The sequence below is a fragment of the Brevundimonas sp. FV1ye7S genome (genome assembly GCF_058680995.1).
This window is the reverse complement of the sequence record NZ_CM178726.1, coordinates 1,237,061-1,256,987: the sequence shown is the minus strand read 5'-3', so window position 1 is coordinate 1,256,987 and position 19,927 is coordinate 1,237,061. Positions and strand designations below refer to the sequence as shown.

Annotated in this window: 20 protein-coding genes; 6 read left to right on the top strand and 14 right to left on the bottom strand. The window is 65.8% G+C overall.

What is annotated here, in order from left to right; all coding sequences use genetic code 11:
• Positions 1–2: 2 nt before the first annotated feature.
• From ACW18C_RS05970 to ACW18C_RS05950, 5 genes are read right to left on the bottom strand one after another with little or no spacing between them, the layout of a single operon-like run.
• Positions 3–1,175: a thiolase family protein gene (locus tag ACW18C_RS05970; RefSeq protein WP_492073427.1), complete on the bottom strand. Its 1,173-nt coding sequence runs from the start codon at positions 1,173–1,175 to the stop codon at positions 3–5.
• Positions 1,176–1,182: 7 nt separating this feature from the next.
• Entirely contained in the window at positions 1,183–1,635 is a 453-nt protein-coding gene (locus tag ACW18C_RS05965; protein ID WP_492073425.1) for a MaoC family dehydratase, read from the bottom strand.
• A gap of 39 nt (positions 1,636–1,674) precedes the next feature.
• Positions 1,675–2,331 carry a 3-oxoacid CoA-transferase subunit B gene (locus ACW18C_RS05960; protein ID WP_492073423.1) on the bottom strand — a complete coding sequence of 219 codons (657 nt, stop codon included), beginning with the start codon at positions 2,329–2,331 and terminating at the stop codon, positions 1,675–1,677.
• Complete coding sequence (locus ACW18C_RS05955; RefSeq protein ID WP_492073421.1) at positions 2,328–3,035, bottom strand: CoA transferase subunit A; 708 nt, start codon at positions 3,033–3,035, stop codon at positions 2,328–2,330. Before ACW18C_RS05955 ends, ACW18C_RS05960 begins: the two co-directional genes overlap by 4 nt.
• A 9-nt stretch (positions 3,036–3,044) precedes the next feature.
• Positions 3,045–3,656 (bottom strand): VOC family protein, encoded by a 612-nt coding sequence (locus ACW18C_RS05950; protein ID WP_492073420.1) that lies wholly within the window; start codon positions 3,654–3,656, stop codon positions 3,045–3,047.
• A 243-nt stretch (positions 3,657–3,899) separates the two neighbouring features.
• Between ACW18C_RS05950 and ACW18C_RS05945 the strand changes: the two genes are divergently transcribed.
• Positions 3,900–4,736, top strand: a complete 837-nt coding sequence (locus tag ACW18C_RS05945; RefSeq protein ID WP_492073419.1) for a helix-turn-helix transcriptional regulator — start codon at positions 3,900–3,902, stop codon at positions 4,734–4,736.
• A gap of 12 nt (positions 4,737–4,748) precedes the next feature.
• Here the strand turns inward: ACW18C_RS05945 and ACW18C_RS05940 are convergent, their stop codons facing one another.
• Both ACW18C_RS05940 and ACW18C_RS05935 read right to left on the bottom strand, forming a co-directional pair.
• Positions 4,749–5,891 carry an acyl-CoA dehydrogenase family protein gene (locus tag ACW18C_RS05940; protein WP_492073418.1) on the bottom strand — a complete coding sequence of 381 codons (1,143 nt, stop codon included), beginning with the start codon at positions 5,889–5,891 and terminating at the stop codon, positions 4,749–4,751.
• A 15-nt stretch (positions 5,892–5,906) separates the two neighbouring features.
• Positions 5,907–7,088, bottom strand: a complete 1,182-nt coding sequence (locus tag ACW18C_RS05935; protein ID WP_492073417.1) for an acyl-CoA dehydrogenase family protein — start codon at positions 7,086–7,088, stop codon at positions 5,907–5,909.
• 226 nt (positions 7,089–7,314) lie between these two features.
• Here ACW18C_RS05935 and ACW18C_RS05930 point away from each other — a divergent pair, with 226 nt between their 5' ends.
• The 4 genes from ACW18C_RS05930 to ACW18C_RS05915 are packed head-to-tail and all read left to right on the top strand — an operon-like array spanning position 7,315 to position 12,223.
• A complete protein-coding gene (locus ACW18C_RS05930) occupies positions 7,315–8,238 on the top strand; it encodes an SDR family NAD(P)-dependent oxidoreductase (RefSeq protein ID WP_492073415.1) in 924 nt (307 codons plus the stop codon).
• 1 nt (position 8,239) lies between these two features.
• The gene (locus ACW18C_RS05925) at positions 8,240–9,418 is read left to right on the top strand and encodes an alpha/beta hydrolase family protein (RefSeq protein ID WP_492073413.1); all 1,179 of its coding nucleotides are present in this window, start codon (positions 8,240–8,242) and stop codon (positions 9,416–9,418) included.
• A 10-nt stretch (positions 9,419–9,428) separates the two neighbouring features.
• Positions 9,429–10,598 carry an acetyl-CoA acetyltransferase gene (locus ACW18C_RS05920; RefSeq protein WP_492073411.1) on the top strand — a complete coding sequence of 390 codons (1,170 nt, stop codon included), beginning with the start codon at positions 9,429–9,431 and terminating at the stop codon, positions 10,596–10,598.
• A complete protein-coding gene (locus ACW18C_RS05915) occupies positions 10,598–12,223 on the top strand; it encodes a class I adenylate-forming enzyme family protein (RefSeq protein WP_492073409.1) in 1,626 nt (541 codons plus the stop codon). Before ACW18C_RS05920 ends, ACW18C_RS05915 begins: the two co-directional genes overlap by 1 nt.
• A 75-nt stretch (positions 12,224–12,298) precedes the next feature.
• Here the strand turns inward: ACW18C_RS05915 and ACW18C_RS05910 are convergent, their stop codons facing one another.
• Positions 12,299–13,645, bottom strand: a complete 1,347-nt coding sequence (locus ACW18C_RS05910) for an MFS transporter (protein ID WP_492073408.1) — start codon at positions 13,643–13,645, stop codon at positions 12,299–12,301.
• 45 nt (positions 13,646–13,690) lie between these two features.
• Positions 13,691–14,512, bottom strand: coding sequence for an SDR family NAD(P)-dependent oxidoreductase (locus tag ACW18C_RS05905; protein WP_492073406.1), 822 nt, complete (start codon positions 14,510–14,512; stop codon positions 13,691–13,693).
• Positions 14,513–14,683: 171 nt separating this feature from the next.
• On the opposite strand from ACW18C_RS05905, the gene ACW18C_RS05900 reads away from it, so the two are divergent.
• The gene (locus ACW18C_RS05900) at positions 14,684–16,354 is read left to right on the top strand and encodes an FAD-dependent oxidoreductase (protein ID WP_492073404.1); all 1,671 of its coding nucleotides are present in this window, start codon (positions 14,684–14,686) and stop codon (positions 16,352–16,354) included.
• Between the two features lie 41 nt (positions 16,355–16,395).
• On the opposite strand, the gene ACW18C_RS05895 is transcribed toward ACW18C_RS05900, so the two are convergent.
• From ACW18C_RS05895 to ACW18C_RS05875, 5 genes are read right to left on the bottom strand one after another with little or no spacing between them, the layout of a single operon-like run.
• A complete protein-coding gene (locus ACW18C_RS05895; RefSeq protein WP_492073403.1) occupies positions 16,396–17,160 on the bottom strand; it encodes an SDR family NAD(P)-dependent oxidoreductase in 765 nt (254 codons plus the stop codon).
• Between the two features lie 36 nt (positions 17,161–17,196).
• A complete protein-coding gene (locus ACW18C_RS05890; protein ID WP_492073401.1) occupies positions 17,197–17,955 on the bottom strand; it encodes an SDR family NAD(P)-dependent oxidoreductase in 759 nt (252 codons plus the stop codon).
• Positions 17,952–18,287, bottom strand: a complete 336-nt coding sequence (locus ACW18C_RS05885) for a hypothetical protein (protein ID WP_492073399.1) — start codon at positions 18,285–18,287, stop codon at positions 17,952–17,954. The genes ACW18C_RS05890 and ACW18C_RS05885 overlap by 4 nt, the downstream gene beginning before the upstream one ends.
• A complete protein-coding gene (locus ACW18C_RS05880) occupies positions 18,284–19,510 on the bottom strand; it encodes an aromatic ring-hydroxylating oxygenase subunit alpha (RefSeq protein WP_492073397.1) in 1,227 nt (408 codons plus the stop codon). Before ACW18C_RS05880 ends, ACW18C_RS05885 begins: the two co-directional genes overlap by 4 nt.
• A gap of 2 nt (positions 19,511–19,512) precedes the next feature.
• Positions 19,513–19,887 (bottom strand): nuclear transport factor 2 family protein, encoded by a 375-nt coding sequence (locus ACW18C_RS05875; RefSeq protein WP_492073395.1) that lies wholly within the window; start codon positions 19,885–19,887, stop codon positions 19,513–19,515.
• Positions 19,888–19,927: the final 40 nt, after the last annotated feature.

Below are 19,927 nucleotides of genomic sequence, written 5' to 3'. Positions count from 1 at the left end.
CGTCAAGCCTCCCGCTCCAGGATCAGGGTTCCGCCGATGTGCCGCGTGCCGAGGAAACCCCCGGTACCGTGGGCTAGGGCCAGGGCCAGGTCCGGCACCTGGACCGCCGGGTGGGCCTCTCCTCGCAGTTGCCGCACCGCCTCGATGACCTTGGTCATCCCGCCCCGGTTGGCCGGGTGGTTGTTGCACAGACCGCCGCCGTCGGTGTTCACCGCGAGCGGACCCTGCCCGGAAATCAGCTTGCCGTCGGCGACGTATCGGCCGCCCTCGCCCTTGGCGCAGAAGCCGAGATCCTCGAGTTGCATCAGGACGGTGATGGTGAAGCTGTCGTAGATGGAGGCGTAGCGAATGTCCGCCGGGTTGACGCCGGCCTCGGCAAAAGCCGCGGCGCCGGAATCGCGGGCGGCGCTGTAGGTCAGATCGACGCGGCCGCCATCGAGGGTCTTGTAGGCCTCTCCCGATCCCCTGATCTTCACCTTGGGCCGATTGAGGGATCGCGCGACCTCGGGGCTGGCGACGATCAAAGCGCCGCCGCCATCGTTGACGATGCAGCAGTCCAGCTTGTGAAGCGGGTCGGCGATCATCGGCGACGCGAGCACGTCCTCGACGGTGACCAGATCCCGAAGCATGGCATGGGGATTGTGCTGGGCGTGGTGGGAAGCCGCGACCTTGACCCAAGCGAGTTGTTCGGAGGTCGTGCCGAACGCGTGCATATGGCGGCGCGCCGCCAAGGCGTAGGCGTTGACGATGTTCAGGCCGAACGGCGCCTCATAGGGGACCTCGGGCACGATCGGGTCCGACAGGAAGGGCATCTCGCCTTGAAGCTCCACCCCGGTGCGCGGCCGTCCTGCGAGAGTGACCAGCGCCACCGAGCATTTACCCATGGCGATCGCCGCCGCCGCATGGCCGACGGCGATGATGTAGCCCGAGCCGCCGGTGCTGGTCGTGTCGATGTAGCGCGGACGCAGGCCCAGGTACTCGGCCATCGAGACTGAGCCAAGACCCGGGGCGTCGGTGCCGGTGAAATAACCGTCAACATCGGCCAGGGTCAGGCCGGCATCGGCCAGGGCGCCGGCGGCGACCTCGGCATGAAGCTGTGGGATGGTCTTGTTCGGCGCCTTGCGCAGCGGATGCTCATAGGCGCCGACGATGTAAGCGCGGCCGTTGATACTCATCCCAGCCTCAATCGAAATAGAGGAAGACGATTTCGGCGGCCATCGCGGGCTTGTCCGAACCTTCCAGCTGAATCTCGGTGGCCGTCGTGATCCGCAGGCCGGCGCCCTGCGGATCGGCGGCGATGACGGTCTGCATCAGGCGAATGCGCGAGTTCACCGGGACAGGAGCCAGGAAGCGAAGCTTGTTCAGCCCGACGTTCAGCACGCGCGGCGAATTCACCGTGTAGATAGTCGGCTGCAGTTTCCCGAGCAGGGACAGCAGCAGATAGCCGTGGGCGATGGTCTTGCCGCCGGGCGCCTCACGCGCGGCCCGTTCGACGTCGATATGGATCCACTGATTGTCGCCGGTCGCCTCCGCGTAGTCGTCGATCTGCTTTTGGGTGACCTCGAACCACTCGCCCGGCCCGATCGGCTTGCCGATCTCTGCGGCCAAGGCCTGGGCGTTCTCAAATCGTCTCATGGGGCCTCCCGGCCGGTCGCCTCTTCGGGCGAATGTGCATCAGTGTTCGTAGTATGCGGGCGTCTTGCTGGCGACCTCTTCCGCAGTAACGCCCGGCGCCAGTTGCGTGAGGCGGAACGGCGAGGAGCGGTCGGGACGGCGAAAGATGGCGAGATCCGTAACGATCATGTCGACCACGCCCAACCCTGTCAGGGGCAGGGTGCAGGACTTCAGGAATTTCGGCTCACCGGACTTCGACGTGTGCTCCATGGTCACGATCACGCGCTTGACGCCCGCGACCAGGTCCATGGCGCCGCCCATACCCTTGATCATCTTGCCCGGGATCATCCAGTTGGCGATGTCGCCCGTCTCGCTGACCTCCATGGCGCCCAGGACGGTCAGGTCGATATGGCCGCCTCGGATCATGGCGAAGCTGTCCGAGGACGAGAAGAAGCTGGAGGACGGCAGGGCGCTGATGGTCTGCTTGCCCGCATTGATCAGGTCGGCGTCGACCTCGTCCTCGAACGGAAACGGACCGATGCCCAGCATGCCGTTCTCGGACTGCAGGGTCACCGTCAGGCCATCGGGAATGCAGTTGGCGATCAGGGTCGGAATGCCGATGCCCAGATTGACGTAGAAGCCGTCCTCGAGTTCGCCGGCCGCCTGGGCCGCCACCTCGGCGCGCGACCAGCCCTTGGCGGCAGTGTGTCCGCTCATGCCGACGCCCTTTCACGCACAGTGCGGAACTCGATGGTCTTTTCGTAAGGGTCCGGTCGCACGACCCGCTTCACATAGACGCCCGGCACATGAATCTGGTCGGGGTCCAGGCTGCCGGTGGGAACGATCTCCTCCACCTCCGCGATGGTCATGCGGGACGATGTGGCGACCGGCTGATTGAAGTTCCGCGCGGTCTTCCTGAACACCAGATTGCCCGCCTCGTCGGCCCGCCAGGCCTTGACCAGAGCGATGTCGCCAACGATGCCGCGCTCGAGCAGGAAGGTTTCTCCGTTGAAGTCCTTGGTCTCCTTGCCCTCGGCGACCTGGGTTCCGACGCCGGTGCGGGTATAGAAGCCCGGTATGCCGGCGCCTCCCGCCCGGATGCGCTCCGCGAGCGTGCCCTGCGGACAGAACTCAACCTCCAGTTCGCCGGCCAGATACTGGCGCTCGAACTCCTTGTTCTCACCGACATAGGAGGAGATCATCTTGCGGATTTGTCGCGTGCGCAGAAGCTTGCCCAGACCCACGCCGTCGATCCCGGCGTTGTTGGACACGCAAACCAGCCCCGTGGCCCCGGTGTCCCGAAGCGCGTCGATCAGGGCTTCCGGCACGCCGCACAGGCCGAAGCCCCCGACGCAAACCGTCATGCCGTCGCGGACAACGCCGTCCAGGGCCCGCGCCGCCGAAGGAAAAACCTTACTCATGGTCTGAAGTCAGTGACCGCCGCCGGCGTTGGCGCGGATCAGGGCGACCATGGCCTCCTGCAGGTCCTCGCCGGAGGCTTCGGCGGCCTTCTTGCCGTCGCACCACATCGACAGGTCGGCCGTCGCCTTCTGCGTATGCCGGTTCCAGTTGGGGTCCGTGGGCGTGGTGATCTCCAGACGGATGCCGTTCGGGTCGCGGAAATAGATGCTGTAGATCAGTCCGTTATGGTCGGTCGGCCCCGTTATCTCGACGCCGTTCTGCAGCAGCCAGTCCTTCCAGCGATCGACCTCCGCGTGGTTCTTCACCTCAAGCGCGATGTGATCGAAGATGTCGTAAGCCGGATGACTGACCGGCGGCCTCTCGGGTAGGCCCGGCGCCTCGAAGAACGCGATGGTCGAACCATCGACCATGCGGAAGAAGATGTGGAAATAAGGGAACTTGTCGCCGGTTGACGGGACGCTGTCGCCAACGACCGTGCTGGCCAGTTCCATGCCCATGATCCGCATGTAGAAGTCCGCGGTGGTCTCTACGTCGTGGGTGACCCAGGCGGCGTGACTGAGCATCAGGGGCGTCAGGCCCGGATTTTCCGGTCGATTTTTGGTTTCGACAGTTTCGACCATGACCAACTTTCCCCGCTTTCGGTGGTTGGCCTCACTATTTCAGACTCATGGGACGGACGCTGTCCCCCACGAACGGGACGAAGCGATTGCCAATCATTCTTAAATATTACGTTCCGTTTCTAGGGACGCACGATTGCCCTTGCCGAGCGAACCTTGCGTGTTACGCTAAGTTTACAGTCTCACCCCTCGATGTCCGGCTTCGGCCAAGGTCATCGGCGAGAAGGTGAGGTACAGGGAGTCGAAATGAGCTACACCGCTGTAAGCATTCGGCCGTTAGCCGGGCCGACCAGACTGCAATCTCTGATTGACGCGATTGGGGAACAGGAATTCGAACTTGAATTGCTTTCGTTGCTAAACGAAACCTGTGGCGCGGAACACTGCGCCATCTTCGGCTTGGACGGCAGTGCGCCCCGCGAACTGGCGGCCGCCAGCCTCGACGGTACGAACACGGCCCATGTGTGCGCGACCCGATATCTGCAGACCCAGTCCTGGCGACGCGACCCCACCATGGGCGCCGCTCGGAAGCAGGGTCTCAACGACACCCCCAGCCTGATTCACCTAAATATCGGCCAGCTTGAGGATCAGGAACTGCGCGACGTGATCTATGCGCGCATGAGCGAGCGGCTCCTGCTGTGCGGTCCATCGGCTGCCGGACGTGTCGCGCTCAGCATTCTGAAATCCGGCAGCGGGTCGCTTTTCGAGTCCTCCGGCGTGATGGATCTGGAGCGGTTCGCGACGGTTCTGCTGCCGATCCTGGGCAAGCACGCCACCGCAACCTGGCAACGCAGCCGACTACTGCTCGCCCTCACCTCGCTGGAAGAAATCGAGGCCTGCGTCCTGGGCTGCGCCGATAAATTCCCGCGCCGAGAAAGCCAGGTCTGCGCCAGGATCATCTACGGCATGTCATCGACCGGCATCGCGATTGAACTGGGCATCAGCGAAGAGACTGTGATGACCTACCGCAAGCGCATCTATCAACGCCTCGGCATTGCAACGCAGCGCGAACTGCTGATCTGGTACGTCTCGCAGTGGGCCAAAGCCCCTCGCCTGCCCTCGCTGGCCACCTCCGCCCACCACTAGGCCGGCGGAGCGTCAGTTCGCCGCCCAGCCGGTGGTATCGCTTCCGGCTCTGACCACCGCTTTCATGTGACAGTCGATAGAGCCGTACAGGTTCTCCAGCACCGTCGCGCGGCGGAACAGATGGCCGATGGCCAGTTCGTCGGTCATGCCCATGGCGCCGTGCATCTGGACCGCCTCCTGGGCGATATGGCGCAGGGCCAGGGATATGCGGGCCTTGGACGCCGCCACCGCCGGTCGGCGCCGTTCGGGCTCGGCGTCGGCCATTCCGGCGACAAAAAAGGCCATGGCCTGGGCGTGCTCATACTCGACCAGCATGTCCGCGAGCCTGTGCTGAAGCACCTGAAATTCCGCAAGGAAGGCGCCGAACTGCCGACGCTGTTCGAGATAGGCCAGGGTATCGGCGATCAGCCGGCGCATGATGCCCACAGCTTCGCCGCACAGGGCCGCAGTGGCGCGATCGACGGCTTCTGCAAACACCTCGGCGCCACGAGCGCTACCGACCAAACACGAAGCGGCCGAAAGCTGCGCGTTCTCGAAGGAGACCTCCGAAGTGATCCGGCCGTCGATTGTCGGGCCGGTGACAAATTCCACAGCGGGATGATCCGCAGCGATGAGGAACAGCGCAACATCGCCCTCTTCGCCTGTGTGCGCCGTGACCAAGACGTGGGTCGCGCCCGGGAGGCCGGTGACGCGTGACTTGGCTCCCCTCAGCGACCAACCGTCCTCCACTCGTTCGGCGATTGTAGACGGGACCGTCGGCGACGTCCGTCCGCCCTCCAGATCGGCGATGGCCAACCGGACCTTACCTGCGGCGATGCCGGAGAGCAGGTCGCGCGCGACGTCGCCCTCGGCGCGCATCAGGACGGCGGCGCCGAGGACGCAGGTTTCCAGATAGGGCTCGACAACCAGGGCGGCCCCCAGCGCGTCCATCACCAGCATATGGTCGACCGCGCCGCCGCCCAGACCGCCCGTCGCTTCCGGCAGGCCCAGCCCCAGGATACCGAGCTCATGGGCGAAGTCATTCCAGACTTCGGGCGACCACCGCTCCGGCGACGCGACAATTTTCAGGCGCGCGTCATGGCCGTAGCGGTCGCGCAGATAGGCCGTGATCACATCGCGGATCTGACCCTGTTCCTCTGAGAGGTGGTACTGCAAATCGGGCCTCTCGGATCAAACGCCGTACTGGCGTAGTTGTTTGAAGATGATGCCGCGCTGAACCTCGCTGGAGCCGCCGAATATCGTGGCGGAACGACCCATCATGTAGCTCAGCATGATCTCCGGCCCGCCCTCGGGGCCCACGACCGGGATCGTTCGATCCTCCAGCCCCGCACTCTGGTCGAGCTGACCCCATTCGCCCAGCGCCAACCGTCCGGCCTCGGAAATAGCCTGCTCGATCTCGCTCCCGCGCAGCTTGAGCATGGAGGACATGCGGCTCTTCAGCGCCGGATCGGGCGCCGCGTCAGCCCTGTGGATCAGGCATTCCAGCGCCAGAAGATCGACCTCCACGTCGGCGAGCCGTCGGGCGAAGATGGGATCGTCGATCATGATGCTGTGCCCCGCATCGTCCGGAGCGGAAGCTGCCAGAGTCCGTACATGGCCGAGTCGCATGCGCAGGTAGGCCGCGCCGGCGACGCCGTTCCGCTCGTGCTGCAGAAGATATTTCCCGACCGTCCAGCCGTCGTTCTCCGCCCCGACCCGATTTGCGACCGGCACCCGTACGTCGTTGAAGAAGACCTCGTTGAGATGGTGCAGGCCGTCGATCGAGTGGATCGGCCGGACGGTGATGCCCGGCGTCGTCATGTCCACGAGCAGGAAGGTGATGCCGGCCTGAGGCTTGCCCTCCGACGACGTCCGGACCAGGCAGAACATCCAGTCGGACCGGTGGGCGTAGCTGGTCCAGATCTTCTGGCCATTGACGACATAGTCGTCGCCGTCGCGAACGGCCTGGGTGCGCAGCGCGGCCAGGTCGGACCCTGCGCCTGGCTCCGAATAGCCCTGACACCAGACCACCTCGCCCGACCGGAGGGGCTCGAGGTGCCTCGCCTTCTGCTCGTCCGACCCCAGGGCGATCAGGACCGGGCCGATCATCTGCAGATTCGGCGACAGGGCCGGCGCGTTCGCGCGCACCAGTTCCTCCTCGAAGATCGCCTGTTGTTCGCGCGACCAGCTGGCGCCGCCATGTTCTTCGGGCCAGGTCGGGACCGCCCAGCCCTTCGCCGCCAGCCGCCTGTGCCACGCCTGCTGCAGGTCCACGTCGAGCAGCATGATCGTCCGGGGCGCCGTCCGCATCTCGGGCGTCAGGGCGGCTTCCAGAAAGGCTCGAACCTCGGCGCGGAAGTCGTGATCTGACATCGGGCATTTCCTCATGGTCGGCACGCGCCGCGACGATACCGGCGAGCCTTATCGTCCTTTTGCCGCTGACATCAGTCCCGGCTGTGTGGGACATCTGGAATGAGCCCATCGTGATCGTCCCCCATAGACGGGACTGCTCGTAGCGGCGGTGGAAACTAAAAGCAGCATAGAGTTCGCGTCCAAGCCGCAATATCGCCGAACCCGCATGTCGAGGAGTGTAACGACCATGGCCGTCAACCTGCAGGGCCGCAGCGCCATCATCACCGGCGCGGGCGCCGGTTTAGGCCGAGAGTATGCCCTGCTGTTCGCCCGTCTCGGCGCGAAGGTGCTGGTCAATGACCTCGGGGTCAGCCTGAACGGAACCGGCGAAAACGCCTCGGCCGCCGACGCTGTGGTCGAGGAAATCCGCGCAGCCGGCGGCGAGGCCGTCGCCAGCCGGGCCAACATCGCCGACCCCGTCGCTGCGCGCGGCGTCGTTCAGGCCGCAATGGACGCGTTCGGGCGATTGGACATTGTAGTCAACAACGCCGGCATCCTGCGGGACAGCAGCTTTCCCAAGATGACGGACGAAAATTTCGCCGACGTCCTTAACGTGCATCTGTTCGGCGCCTACTACCTGACCCACGCGGCGTGGCCGGTGATGACGGCCCAGAAGTACGGTCGCATCGTCTTCACGACCTCCCCCGCCGGAACCAACGGCAATTTCGGCCAGTCGAACTACGGCGCCGCCAAGCTCGGCCTGGTGGGAATGATGAACTGCCTGGCCTTGGAGGGACGCAAGCACGACGTCCTCGTCAACGCGATCTCGCCCAGCGCCCTGACCCGGATGACCGAGAGCGTGCCGATGGGTGAACTGGCCCAATGGCTGCGCGCCGATCTGGTGGCCCCCGCCGTCGCGTGGCTCTCCAGCGAGGTCTGCACCGAGACCGCCCACATCATCTCTGCGGGCGGCGGCTTCTTCGCCCAGCACCGCATCTTTGAAACGCCCGGCGTCCAGTTCGACCCTAAGGACGAGGTTACCGTGGACATGTTCGACGAGGCCTTCTCGAGGATCGTCGACATCGACGGCGCCAAGCCCGTCAAGCCGGGGCCGCTCGGGGACCTGGTGCCGCGCCTGATCGCCATGGGGCGCATGAGCGCCGAGGCCTGACGTGGCCTTCGAGCTCGAGTTCGAATGGGTCCATGTGGCCTATGACGAGACCGCCAAATTCACTGAGACCTATGGCTTCTCCGGCAACCAGGGCGCGGTGAATCTGGAGGGGGTTCGCATTCGCCCCAGGGGCGTCCCGTCAGACACCCTGCTGATCTTCATGCACCCGGCCTCGACTCTGCAGCTTCTGCCTGTTCCGCGCGCCGCAGCCGCCAGGGGCGCGCATGTCCTGTGCGCCGGGAGCCGCTATGCGAAGAACGATACGGCGGCGATCCTTGAGAAGGTTCTTCTCGATCTCGGGGCCTATATTCGCCACGCCAAGGCTGTGTGGGGTTACGACAAGGTCGTTCTTGTGGGCTGGAGCGGAGGCGGATCCTTGTCCCTGTTCTACCAGTCCCAAGCCGAGGCTCCGACGATCCGGGAAACGCCCGCAGGAGACCCGGTGGACCTCGTCGGCGCAGGGCTGATTCCGGCGGACGCCGTCGTCTTCCAGGCCGCCCATATGTCGCGCAGCCAGTTGCTGGCGGACATCATCGATCCGTCCGTCCGGGATGAACTGAACCCCGACGACCGCGACGTCGCACTGGACATCTACGATCCGGCCAACCCCAACCGGCCGCCCTACCAGGCCGAATTCATCAAGGCCTACCGGGCGGCCCAGGCGGCGCGCATTCGTCGGATCACCGATCGCGTCAAGGAGACGCTAGAGACGCTTCGCCGCCGGAACACAGGCGAGCTGGAACGGGGATTCATCACACACCGGACCATGGCCGATCCGCGCTTCCTCGACCCGAACCTGGATCCCAACGGTCGCCGCATCGGCTGGTGCTACATGGGCGCGCCGGAGACCGTGAATAACGGACCGGTGGGACTGGCCCGTTTCTCGACGCTCCGATCCTGGCTGTCGCAATGGTCGCTCGACGACAGCAATGGCGACGGCCTTGTCTGCGCTGCGCGGATGAAGGCGCCCCTGCTGGTCATCGAGAATACGGCGGACGATGCCGTGCCCCAGCCGCACCCGAGCCGGATTTTCGAGGCCTCCGGGTCGGCGGACAAGACCTTCGCCGCCATCAAGGGCGCGACCCATTACTACGCCGGCCAACCCGAACTTCTGGCGCAGGCGACCGACCTCACCCTGGGCTGGCTGGCCCAACGCAAGCTCTACGACCCAAAATCCTGAGGATCCGCCCATGCCCGCTTCCATCATCGGCTGGTCGCACACGCCCTTCGGCAAGCATGACGGGGTGACGCTCGAAACCCTGATCGTCGACGCCGCCGTCGAAGCCCTGGCGCACGCGGGCCTGCAGGCCAGCGAGATCGACGAGATCGTGGTCGCCCACTTCAACAGCGGCTTTTCACACCAGAGCTTCACAGCAGGTCTCGCCCTGCAGGTGTCGCCCGATCTGCGATTCAAGCCGGCGACCCGCGTCGAAAACGCCTGCGCGTCCGGATCCGCCGCCGTCTATCAGGGCATGCGCGCCATCGAGGCCGGTCGGGCCCGGGCGGTTCTCGTTGTGGGGGTCGAGAAGATGACCGACACCCGCGGCGAGGCGGTGGGGAACAACCTCTTGGGCGCCTCCTACATCCCCGAAGACGGTCAGGTTCAGGGCGGCTTCGCCGGACTGTTCGGCCAGATCGCGCAAGCCTATTTCGACCGCCACGGGGATCAGACCGACGCCTTGGCGATGATCGCCGCCAAGAACCATAGAAACGGAGTGAATAACCCCTGGGCCCAGCTCCGCAAGGATCTGGGCTATGAGTTCTGTCGAAACGAGAGCGAGCGGAACCCTCTTGTCGCGGGTCCACTGAAGCGCACCGACTGTTCGCCGGTGTCGGACGGTGCGGCCGGCCTCATCCTGGCCGACGACGATCTGGCTCGGCGGTCGGCTCGCGCGGTTGGCTTCCGGGGCGCGGCGCACGTTCAGGACTTCATGCCCATGTCACGCCGCGATCCGATCCGCTTCGAAGGCTGCGCCGAGGCCTGGAGGCAGGCTTTCGAGCAGACCGGCGCGACCCTCGCCGATCTCAGCTTTGTGGAGACCCACGACTGCTTCACCATCGCCGAGCTGATCGAGTACGAGGCCATGGGGCTAACGCCGCCCGGCCAGGGCGCGGTCGCGATTATGGAGGGCTGGACGCAGATGGACGGCAAGCTGCCGGTCAATCCCTCGGGTGGCCTCAAAGCGAAGGGCCATCCGATCGGCGCCACCGGCGTATCGATGCATGTGCTGTCCGCGATGCAGTTGTGCGGCGCCGCGCCGGACGGCATGCAACTGCGGTCGCCAAGCCTCGCCGGCGTCTTCAATATGGGGGGCACCGCCGTGGCCAACTACGCCAGCATTCTGGAACGCACCCGCTGATGACCGCCGATCTCCTAACGTTCCCCGCCGAAACCACGACGCCGGATCACACCGACGGCCTGGCCCTCTTCACGGCGGCGGTGCAGGCTGCGCCGGATCGCCCCTGCGTCCACTATTTCGATGCGACGTTGAGCTATGCGGACATCGACCTCGCCAGCGACAGGCTGGCGGCGGCGTTCCAGGGCGCGGGCGTGATCAAGGGCGACCGCATCGCCGGATACATGCAGAACATCCCGCAGTTTCTGATCGTTCTGATCGCGACCTGGAAGTGCGGGGGGGTCTTCGTGTCGGTCAATCCGATGAACCGCAGCCGGGAGTTGGGACTGATCCTGGACGACGCGACCCCCCGCGTGCTGGTCATGGAATCGGCCCTGGTTGAGGCGGCGTACGACCGACTGGAACCGGAGGTGCATCGGCCGTCTCTGGCCGTGACCACATCCGGCTGGGACTATCAGAGCGCTCCGGATACGCGGCTCTTTCCCGGCTCGCCGCCGCCGACGCCGGCGGGGACGATGGACCTGTTCGACTTCATGGGCGCGGCTGATACGAAGCCGACGCCGGTCTCCATCGCGCCCGACGACGTCGCGATGCTGGTCTACACCTCCGGCACCAGCGGCCGGCCGAAGGGGGCGATCAATCTGCACAAGGGCGTCGCCTGGGGTGGTCAGTTGTCCCGGGCGTCGCAGGATCTGCCGGACCACGTCACGACCCTGGCGATCGCTCCCCTGTTCCACATCGCCGGCCTGATCATGACGGCCGCGAGCACCATCCACGCCAAAGGCGCCCTGGTCCTGAGCTACCGATTCGATCCGGCCATCGTGATCGAGGCCATCGCCCGCCACCGGCCGCAGACAACCTCGGGGTCGGTCACCGTCTATATCGCCCTAATGAACGCGCCGGGCGCGACGGGAGAAATCCTGTCGAGCATCACCAAGCCCTTCAGCGGCGGCGCCCCGGTGCCGGTGTCCGTCGTGGAGCAGTACTTGGCCTATTCCGGGTCCATGCTCAGAACGGGCTACGGCCTCACCGAAACGACCGGCGGCGCCTTCATGGAGCCGACGGACGGATCGCGAAAGATCGATCCGGCGACCAACACCCTGTCGGTCGGCAAGCCTGTGGCCACGTTCGAGGTCAAGATCCTCGACGACGACGGCAATGCCCTGCCCGCAGGTGAAGCCGGGGAGATCGTCCTGTCCGGTCCGGCCGTGTCACCAGGCTATTGGAACAATCCGGAGGCCACCGCCGAAGCGATGCGGCCGGAAGGCTTCCACACTGGCGACGTCGGATTCCTGGATGAGGACGGATGGCTGTTCATTATCGACCGCAAGAAGGACATGATCATCGCTGGCGGCTACAAGATCTGGCCGCGCGAGGTGGAGGACGTGATCTACAGCCACCCCGCCGTTCGGGAAGCGGCGGTGATCGGCGTCGCTGACGACTATCGGGGAGAGACTGTTAAGGCGATCGTCAGCCTGAAGCCCGGCGCCGCGCTCGATCCGGCCGATTTGATTTCCTTCTGCAAGGAGCGGATGGCCGCCTACAAATACCCACGCCAGGTCGAGATCGTCGCCGATCTGCCCAAGAGCCCGGCAGGCAAGATCCTGAAGCGCGAACTCAAGTCCTGAAGGCGAGACCCGCAGAATGACGAAAGGCCCGGCGGTTCAGTCGCCGGGCCTTTTTCCATGTCTGTATCTGTCGACCTATTCGACGTCGGACGACATGCGGCCACCCGCCCGAATGCAGAAGATGAAGGCCAGGGTAGACAGGGTTCCAGCAATGGCCGCGTTCAGCATCATGCCATGACCAAGGGCCTGGGGCCCCTCCCCCCAGAACCGTGACAGCTCGACTACGGTGATGGGCCCGACCGCATAGCCGAACAGACCTGTCGCCAGAATGTAGAGCGACGCCAGCCTGGCCCGCACCGGCCGGGGCCCGTAGGTCTGCAGGGCCAGGGGGGCCAGCACCCCCACGGACGCCAAGCCGATCATCGCGAAGAAGAAGCCGGCGAGGACCAGACTGACGTCGCCCTGCATCAAGCCCACGACTAGGGCGACCGTGGCCACAGCGCCGCTGGCGAACAGAGTCAGAAGGGTGCCGTTGCGCCGCCCGCCCTTGGCCATCCGCGTCACCAGCCAAGGCCAGAAGATCGCCGCCAGAACACCTGCGGCCAGCCCTACGCTCCCAAGACGGTAGCCGGCGTCCGCCACCGGCAGACCGAAGTTGCGGAAAATCACCGTCGGCATCCAGCTGATCGTCCCCATGGACACGATCGTGATCAGGGCCAGGCCTGCATAGAAGGGCGCGTAGAACGGCCAGTTCGCGCCGAGGTATTTGAGCAGACCGCCGAAGTCCACGGTCGAAGCCTTGGCCGTGGCGTGCGGGCCGTCCCGTCGAGGGTCACGCACCGTCAGCAGGACTATGGCGGCGAGCGCCAGCCCGGGCAGGCCCAGCAGGATGAAGGTGAGCTGCCAGACCTCCAGGCCGATCTGCGGGCTGATCGTGCCGGAGAAGGCGACCACGGCTCCGCCCAGAATGAAGGCGCCTGTCGACATGATGCTGCCCATAGACCCGTAAACCGCTGTCGGCACCGCCCGCTTGTTGGGCGGGAAGAGGTCGCCGATCAGCGACACGGCGGCCGGCGTCAGCACCGCCTCCCCTAGCGCCACCCCGGCCCGAAGCGCCAGCAGGGTCCAAAAGCTGTTCGCGAACGCCGACGCGATCGTCATGATGCTCCACAAGGCCACCCCGCAGGCGACGATGGCGACGCGATTGCCCCGGTCGATCCGGTCCGCGATGGGCACGCCGCTCAACGCATAGACGATGGCGAAACCCGCCCCCAGCAACAGCGCAAGCTGGCCGTCGCTCAGATCCAGAGCGCCGGCGACCGGCTGGGCCACCAGGGCCAGGATCAGTCGGTCCGTGAAGGACAGGCCGTACAGGATCGTGAGCAGCGCGACGACATACCAGGCGCGACGGATCTGCTTCGCGGTTCGGGCCGGTTCGACAGCGGGCGCTTCGGTGCTGAGGACGGGGTTTTCCAGGCTCATCGAAATCTCACTGTAAAGCTTCTTGTAGGGCCAGATGTCGCGGGGTCAGGCGGTATAGACGCCGGCCTCGAGCAGACGTTTGGACTGAAGGTCGGCGCCGCCGTGACGGTTGAAGTAGCCGACGGACAGGGCGCCATCGACGGGCAGGATGACCCCGCTCTGATAGGCCGAGGCGTCACTGAGGAAGGCCAGGCAGGCGTGGGCGATGTCGTCGACCCCGCCAATCCGGCCCATTGGCGTCCGATCGGTGACGACATCGAAGAAATAGTCGGGCAGGCCGCGCCGGACGAGCGGTGTATCGACGATGGTCGGCGCCACGACGTTCACCCGCACTCCATGCCGTCCCCATTCCAGCGCCAGATTCTTCACCATGCCGTGGACGGCGAATTTGGAGGTCGAATAGGCGATCCGGCCGGCATGGGCGCCCAGACCGTCGAGCGAACCGATGACGACGATCGAGCCTCCGCCACGCGCGATCATTCCCCGTCCGAAGGCCTGACAGCACAGGAAAGCCCCTAGGACATTGACGCCCATGACCCGGTTCCAGTCCTCGACGGAATAGGTTTCCGCCGGCGCCGCGGCCGAGGTGCCCGCGCAGGCGACCAGACCATCGATTTCTCCGAACCGGGCCAGGATGCGCTCGGCGGCCGCCGTGACCTCATGGGGGTCCGATACGTCTGCGGCGACGCCGAGCACGTGAGCGCCTGCCTTCCCGACCTCGGCGACGACCTCCGCGATCTGATCCTCGCTCAGGTCCATGATGGCGATGTTCGCCCCGGCGACGGCCAGACGCCGGACCGTCGCCAGCCCGATGCCGGACGCGCCGCCCGTCACCACAACCGTCCGGCCTGCGAGCCCATAGTCCATGATCGGATCCTCGAGACAGCCCCTTCTGTGGCGGAGGCCCTGCAAACTCGCAGACTTCCGCTAGTCTGGCCGCGGAACCATCCCCTCCGGGGGGGACGCCGGGCGCCCCGTCGCGCAGGGACAGACCTTCGACGGCGTATGGACAACGATAAGGCCGTCAAAGGAGCCGCCATGTTTCCCACCGCAGTCGACGTCATCATCGTGGGATCCGGCGCGGGCGGTCTGACCGCCGCCATCACCGCCGCGCACCATGGCCTGTCGGTGCTGGTTCTGGAAAAGGCAGAGGCGATCGGCGGCACGACCGCCTGGTCCGGTGGCGGCGTCTGGATCCCGACCAATCATCTGATGGAAGCCGCCGGCGAACCCGACAGTCCGGGCCAGGCTCAGACCTATATCCAGGCGGTGCTTGGCAACCACTACGACGGCGGGATGGCGCGCGCCTTCGTACGGCACGCCGCCGATGCGGTGCGGTTTCTCGAGGCGGAGACGCCGTCGGTGCGGTTCGTCAGCTACGCTGGATCGGATTATCACCCCGACCTGCCAGGCGCGGCGCGCAAGGCGCGCACCCTGCTGCCCAAGCCGTTCGACGGCCGTCGGCTCGGCCCCTGGCTGAAGCGTCTGCGGCGCCCGAAGCCGGAGATGACCGTCTTTAACGGCATGCAGATCGAGACGACGGAGGTCCGCGACTTCCAGAACATCCTGCGGTCACCGGCCGCTTTCCTGCGCTGCCTCGGATTGATGGCGCGGTACGGCAAGGATGTCGTCGTTCATGGCCGAGGCACGCGGATGATCCGGGGAACGGCCCTCGCCGCCGCCATGCTGGAAGCGGCGCTGGACAAGGGGGTGGATGTCCGAACGGGCGTGATCGTGCGCGGATTGTCATGTAGGGGCAGGCAGGTTGCGGGGGTCGAGGTGGAGACCGTGTCCGGCAGGATCACGATCGGTGCGCGGCGCGGCGTCGTCCTGGCGACCGGGGGCATCTCGGCCAATCCGGAATTTCGTCCATCCCTGATCCCGGACGCGACGCATCATCTGCAGGTGCTTCCTCGGGAGAACACCGGCGACGGAGCCGCCTATGCGCGCGACGCTGGAGCGGTTCTCGGCAGCGACGTGGGCTCCAACGCCATCTTCGCGCCGGCCTCCAGCCGCAGGCTCAAGTCCGGTGAAACGAGCGTCTATCCGCACTTCGGCTTCGACCGCTGCAAGCCCGGCGCCCTGATCGTGGGGCCGGACGGCCGTCGTTTCGTCAACGAAGGCGAGTCGTACCACACCCTGGTCAAGCGCATGCACGAGCGGGGCGTCTCGCCCGCCTGGCTGATCGGGGATCACCGCTTCCTCCGCGCCTATGGCATGGGGATGGCCCGTGCAGCCCCCTATCCTTACAAGCCCTTCGTTCGCGAGAGTTATCTGATCGAGGCCGACACCCTGGAAGCGCTGGCCGGGAAAATCGGCGTCGACCCGGAGGGGCTGGTGGAAAGCGCTGCGAACATGAACCGCTACGCCGCCTCCGGCGTCGATGAGGAATTCGGCAAGGGATCGGATATCTACACTCGCCTTCTGGGTGACGCCGAGCATGGGCCGAACCCCAGCCTGGGACCGATCCGCACCGCGCCCTTCTACGCCCTGGCGCTGCGCCCGACCGATGTCGGGGCCAGTCTGGGAATCGCCATCAATGCCGACGGACAGGCGCTGGACGCGAGCGGCGTCCCGATCGCGGGCCTCTATGCGGCGGGACTGGACGCCCACGCCGCCCTGCGTGGCTACTATCCCGGCGCGGGAACCCAGATCGGTCAGGCGATCGCCTTTGGCTACGCCGCCGGTCAGGCCCTGAGCAGGGCCTGAGGTGCGACGGCGGGGGATCGCCCGTCCGCCGTCTCAAAGGCTCAGAGCGCCAGCCCGCCGTCCACGTTGACGATGGCGCCGGTGATGTAGCGGGCCGCATCGCTGAACAGCCAGGCCACGGTCTCGCCGACCTCGTCCGGCTGGCCGACCCGACCGAGCGGCATGACGCGGCTGGCGAAGATCTTGCTGTCGTCGCCGGCGCCGCTGCCGCGCTGGCTGGTGGCGCGGAAGGCCGGAGTGTCGATCAGCCCGGGCGCGACGCCGTTTACGCGGATGCCCGCCGGTCCTAGGTCGGCGGCGGCGTTCTTCACCACCCCGATAAGGGCGTATTTGGACACGCTGTAGACGCCCAGCGAGGGCGAGGGCCGCAAGCCGGCTGTGGACGCGGTGAAGACGATGGAGCCTTTTCCCTGCTCGATCATCGTCGGCGTCACCGCCTGCATCGACAGAAGCGCCCCCTTCACATTGATGCCGATCACCCGGTCGAAGTCCGAGGCCGAGGCTGACCGCAGGGGGCCGCCCTCGCCCACGATCCCCGCATTGCTGTGCAGGCCGTCGATCCGGCCGAAGCGCTCCAGGGTCTGGCGCACGGCGTCACGGGTCTGATCCGCGTCGGCGACATCGGCTTGGACCAGCAGGATGCGATCCGCATCGAGACCGGCGGCGGAAGTTTGCAGCAGGTCGCCGTCGTAGTCGACCAGACAGACCTGGTATCCCTGGCGCACCAGAACACGCGCGGTCGCCTCACCAATGCCGCTGGCCGCGCCCGTAACGATGGCGACGGGGCTGTCGGAAACAGGAATCATGGGATCCTCTCGGGGAAATCGGGAGTAATTCGGCGATCAGGCGCCGCGCGCGCCGTCGATCTGATAGACGGCGCCGCTGACGAAGGTGGATTCCGGCCCCAGAAGCCAGACGATCAGGTTGGCCGCCTCTTCTGGCGTACCGGCGCGGCCCATCGGCATGGACTTGAGTTTCTCGTCGTAGGACGGCCCGCCCGGCACATGCAGGGCGGCGTTGCTGGATCGCAGCAGCTCCGTCTCGATCGCGCCCGGCGCGACGCTGTTGACGCGAATGCCGCGCGGTGCGAGCTCGACCGCCAGGGTCTTGGTCAGGCCGATGACCGCCGCCTTCGACGCCCCGTACAACCCCATACCCGGCGCGGCGCGAATTCCGAACAGCGACGACATGTTCACTATGGAGGCGCCTTGGGTCATGTGCGTCGCCGCCGCCTTGATCGCCACGAAGGCTGCGCGAAGGTTGACGGCGAAAACGCTTTCGAGATCGTCTAGGGTCGAGTCCAGGGCCGGGCCTGAACGTCCCGTCACGCCGGCGTTGTTGTGGAGCATGTCGATGCGCCCCCACCGATCGACCGTCTCGGCGACGAACGCCTCGATCTGCTTGGGGTCGGCCACGTCCGCCGCGATGGCGTGGGCGCATTCGCCCAGGCTGTCAGCCACACGCTTCAGGGCTTCTGCGTCGCGATCGACCAGACAGACCTTCGCCCCCTCGACGATAAGGCGACGGGAGACCGCCTCGCCCATGCCGCGCGCCGCGCCGGTGACGATGGCCACCCGATCCTGGAATCCGGTCTGGCTCATGAGGGGCTCGATCCTTGCGTGACCCGAAGGGTCGTTGGCCAGGTCACGTTCTTCGGACCGGGCTGGTTGTGGCGTTCGACGGCCACGGCGACATGGGCCAGCGCCATGAGCAGCTTGAAGAGGGTCGCGCTGTCGGCCGGGATCGCATCCAGCGGATACTGTTCCAGATGCTCCAGAGCCGCGTTCGCACGCGGCTGCATGGCTTCATAGAAGGCGCGGATGTCGTCCATGCCGCTCTCGAAACGGGTCTCGAAACGGGCCTGGAAATCGTCGCGAGACCAGGCATCGACGAAGGGCTCCAGCGTTTCGAAACCGGCGGGCAGACGGCTCATTCTTTCACCTCGGCCATGGCTTCCGCCACGGTCCCGGCTTGAGTCCAGCGCCGGATATGCTCTGCCGCATGCTGGATCAGCGCCTCGCTTTCAGAGAGCTGCATATAGTCAGTGCCGCGCGAGTTCACGCCCCGCTGTGTCCGCTCCACGTTGCTGAGGTCTTCCAGCACGATGTCCACGGCGTGGGCCATGCGGTGTTCGATCGCGAACCGCTCGCGCACGCTCAGCGGCTTGCCGACATAGAACCGCGCCTCGTGGCGGGTCTCGCTGATGCTGATCGGCCAGAATTGATGGGTGAAGAAGCCCAAGGGATTGGCGTCCAAGTGGGTGTTCGGAAAGACGTAGTTGACGTCCATCGACCAGTCTCGGGTCTTGGTCGGATTGATCGCCGGATGCTGGTTGAAGCGGGCGATCGCCGCACGGCTCTCTTCCGATCTATGCGAGGGATTGAAGGCCAGCGCCTCGACGTGCTGGTCTTCGCGCGGCGCGTAGTCGCCGTAGCCGTACATGGAGTTGACGCCGTGTGGGCCGATGCCGCGGATTTCCAGCGGGCGTCCGAACGGATTGTCGGGGCTGGCGAAGCGCGGCTTCAGGCTGACCGCGTGGATCGCCGGGATGTGATAGGCCTCGGCGAACGCGTCGGCGACTATCTTCCAGTTACACTTCAGGTGGGTCTGGATGACGATCGCATCGTGGGCGTTGATGTAGTCGATGCCGCCCAGATAGTCTTTCAGGCCGCCGAGATAATCCTCCAGGGCCACTTCCGGCTCGCGCTGGAAGTTCAGGAACATCCAGCCGTCCCAAATCTGGAGATGGATCGGCGGAAGGCCGCATCTGGACTTGTTCAGGCCGGGGAACACCGCCTGGTCCGGCACGCCGCGAACCGTTCCGTCCGTCGAGAATGACCAGTTGTGGTAGCGACAGACGAAGACCGGCGTCGATCCGCGCTCTTCCCAGACGACCTGGTTCGCGCGGTGCGGGCAGACGTTGTAGAAGGCGCGAACGGCCCCGTCCTTGCCGCGTACGATTAGGGCTGCGGCGTCCAGGATTTCCACCTGTTTGACGACGAAGTCGCCCGGCTTGGCCACTTCTTCTTCGCGGCCGATCAGCAGCCAGGCGCGACCAAACAGGTTCGTCTTCTCAGCCGAGAATATCTCGGCGGACCGATAGGGTTCCAAAGGCACCGCGCCGGGCGGCAACGGCTGGGAGGCGGGTGACGGCATGGTCAGGATTGCTCCGGCGCCGCGATGCGACGGCTTTCCAGATACTCGTCCACCCGCAGGACCTTGCCGTTCTCGACCTTGGCCACGATACAGACCGGCCGCGGTTCGAACCGCGATCCGTCCTTCAGCGTAGTGTGGATGATGTGCTGCTGGACATAGCCTTCTTCCGTGCGGACCCGCCGGATGTCCGAGTATCGGATTTCGCCGGCCTTTTCAAAGAAGGCCCTGAGGAAGGCCAGGGTCGTCACACGGTCCTGCTCTTCGCGGTCGTAGCTGCGCCACACCACGGTCTCGTCGGCATAAAGCCGATCGACGGCCTCCACATCCCGGGTGGTGATGGCGTGGCTGAGGGCCTCGGCGACAAGCAGGGCGTCCATAGATCGATACTCCACAAATCGGAACGGGCGGGATGTGACT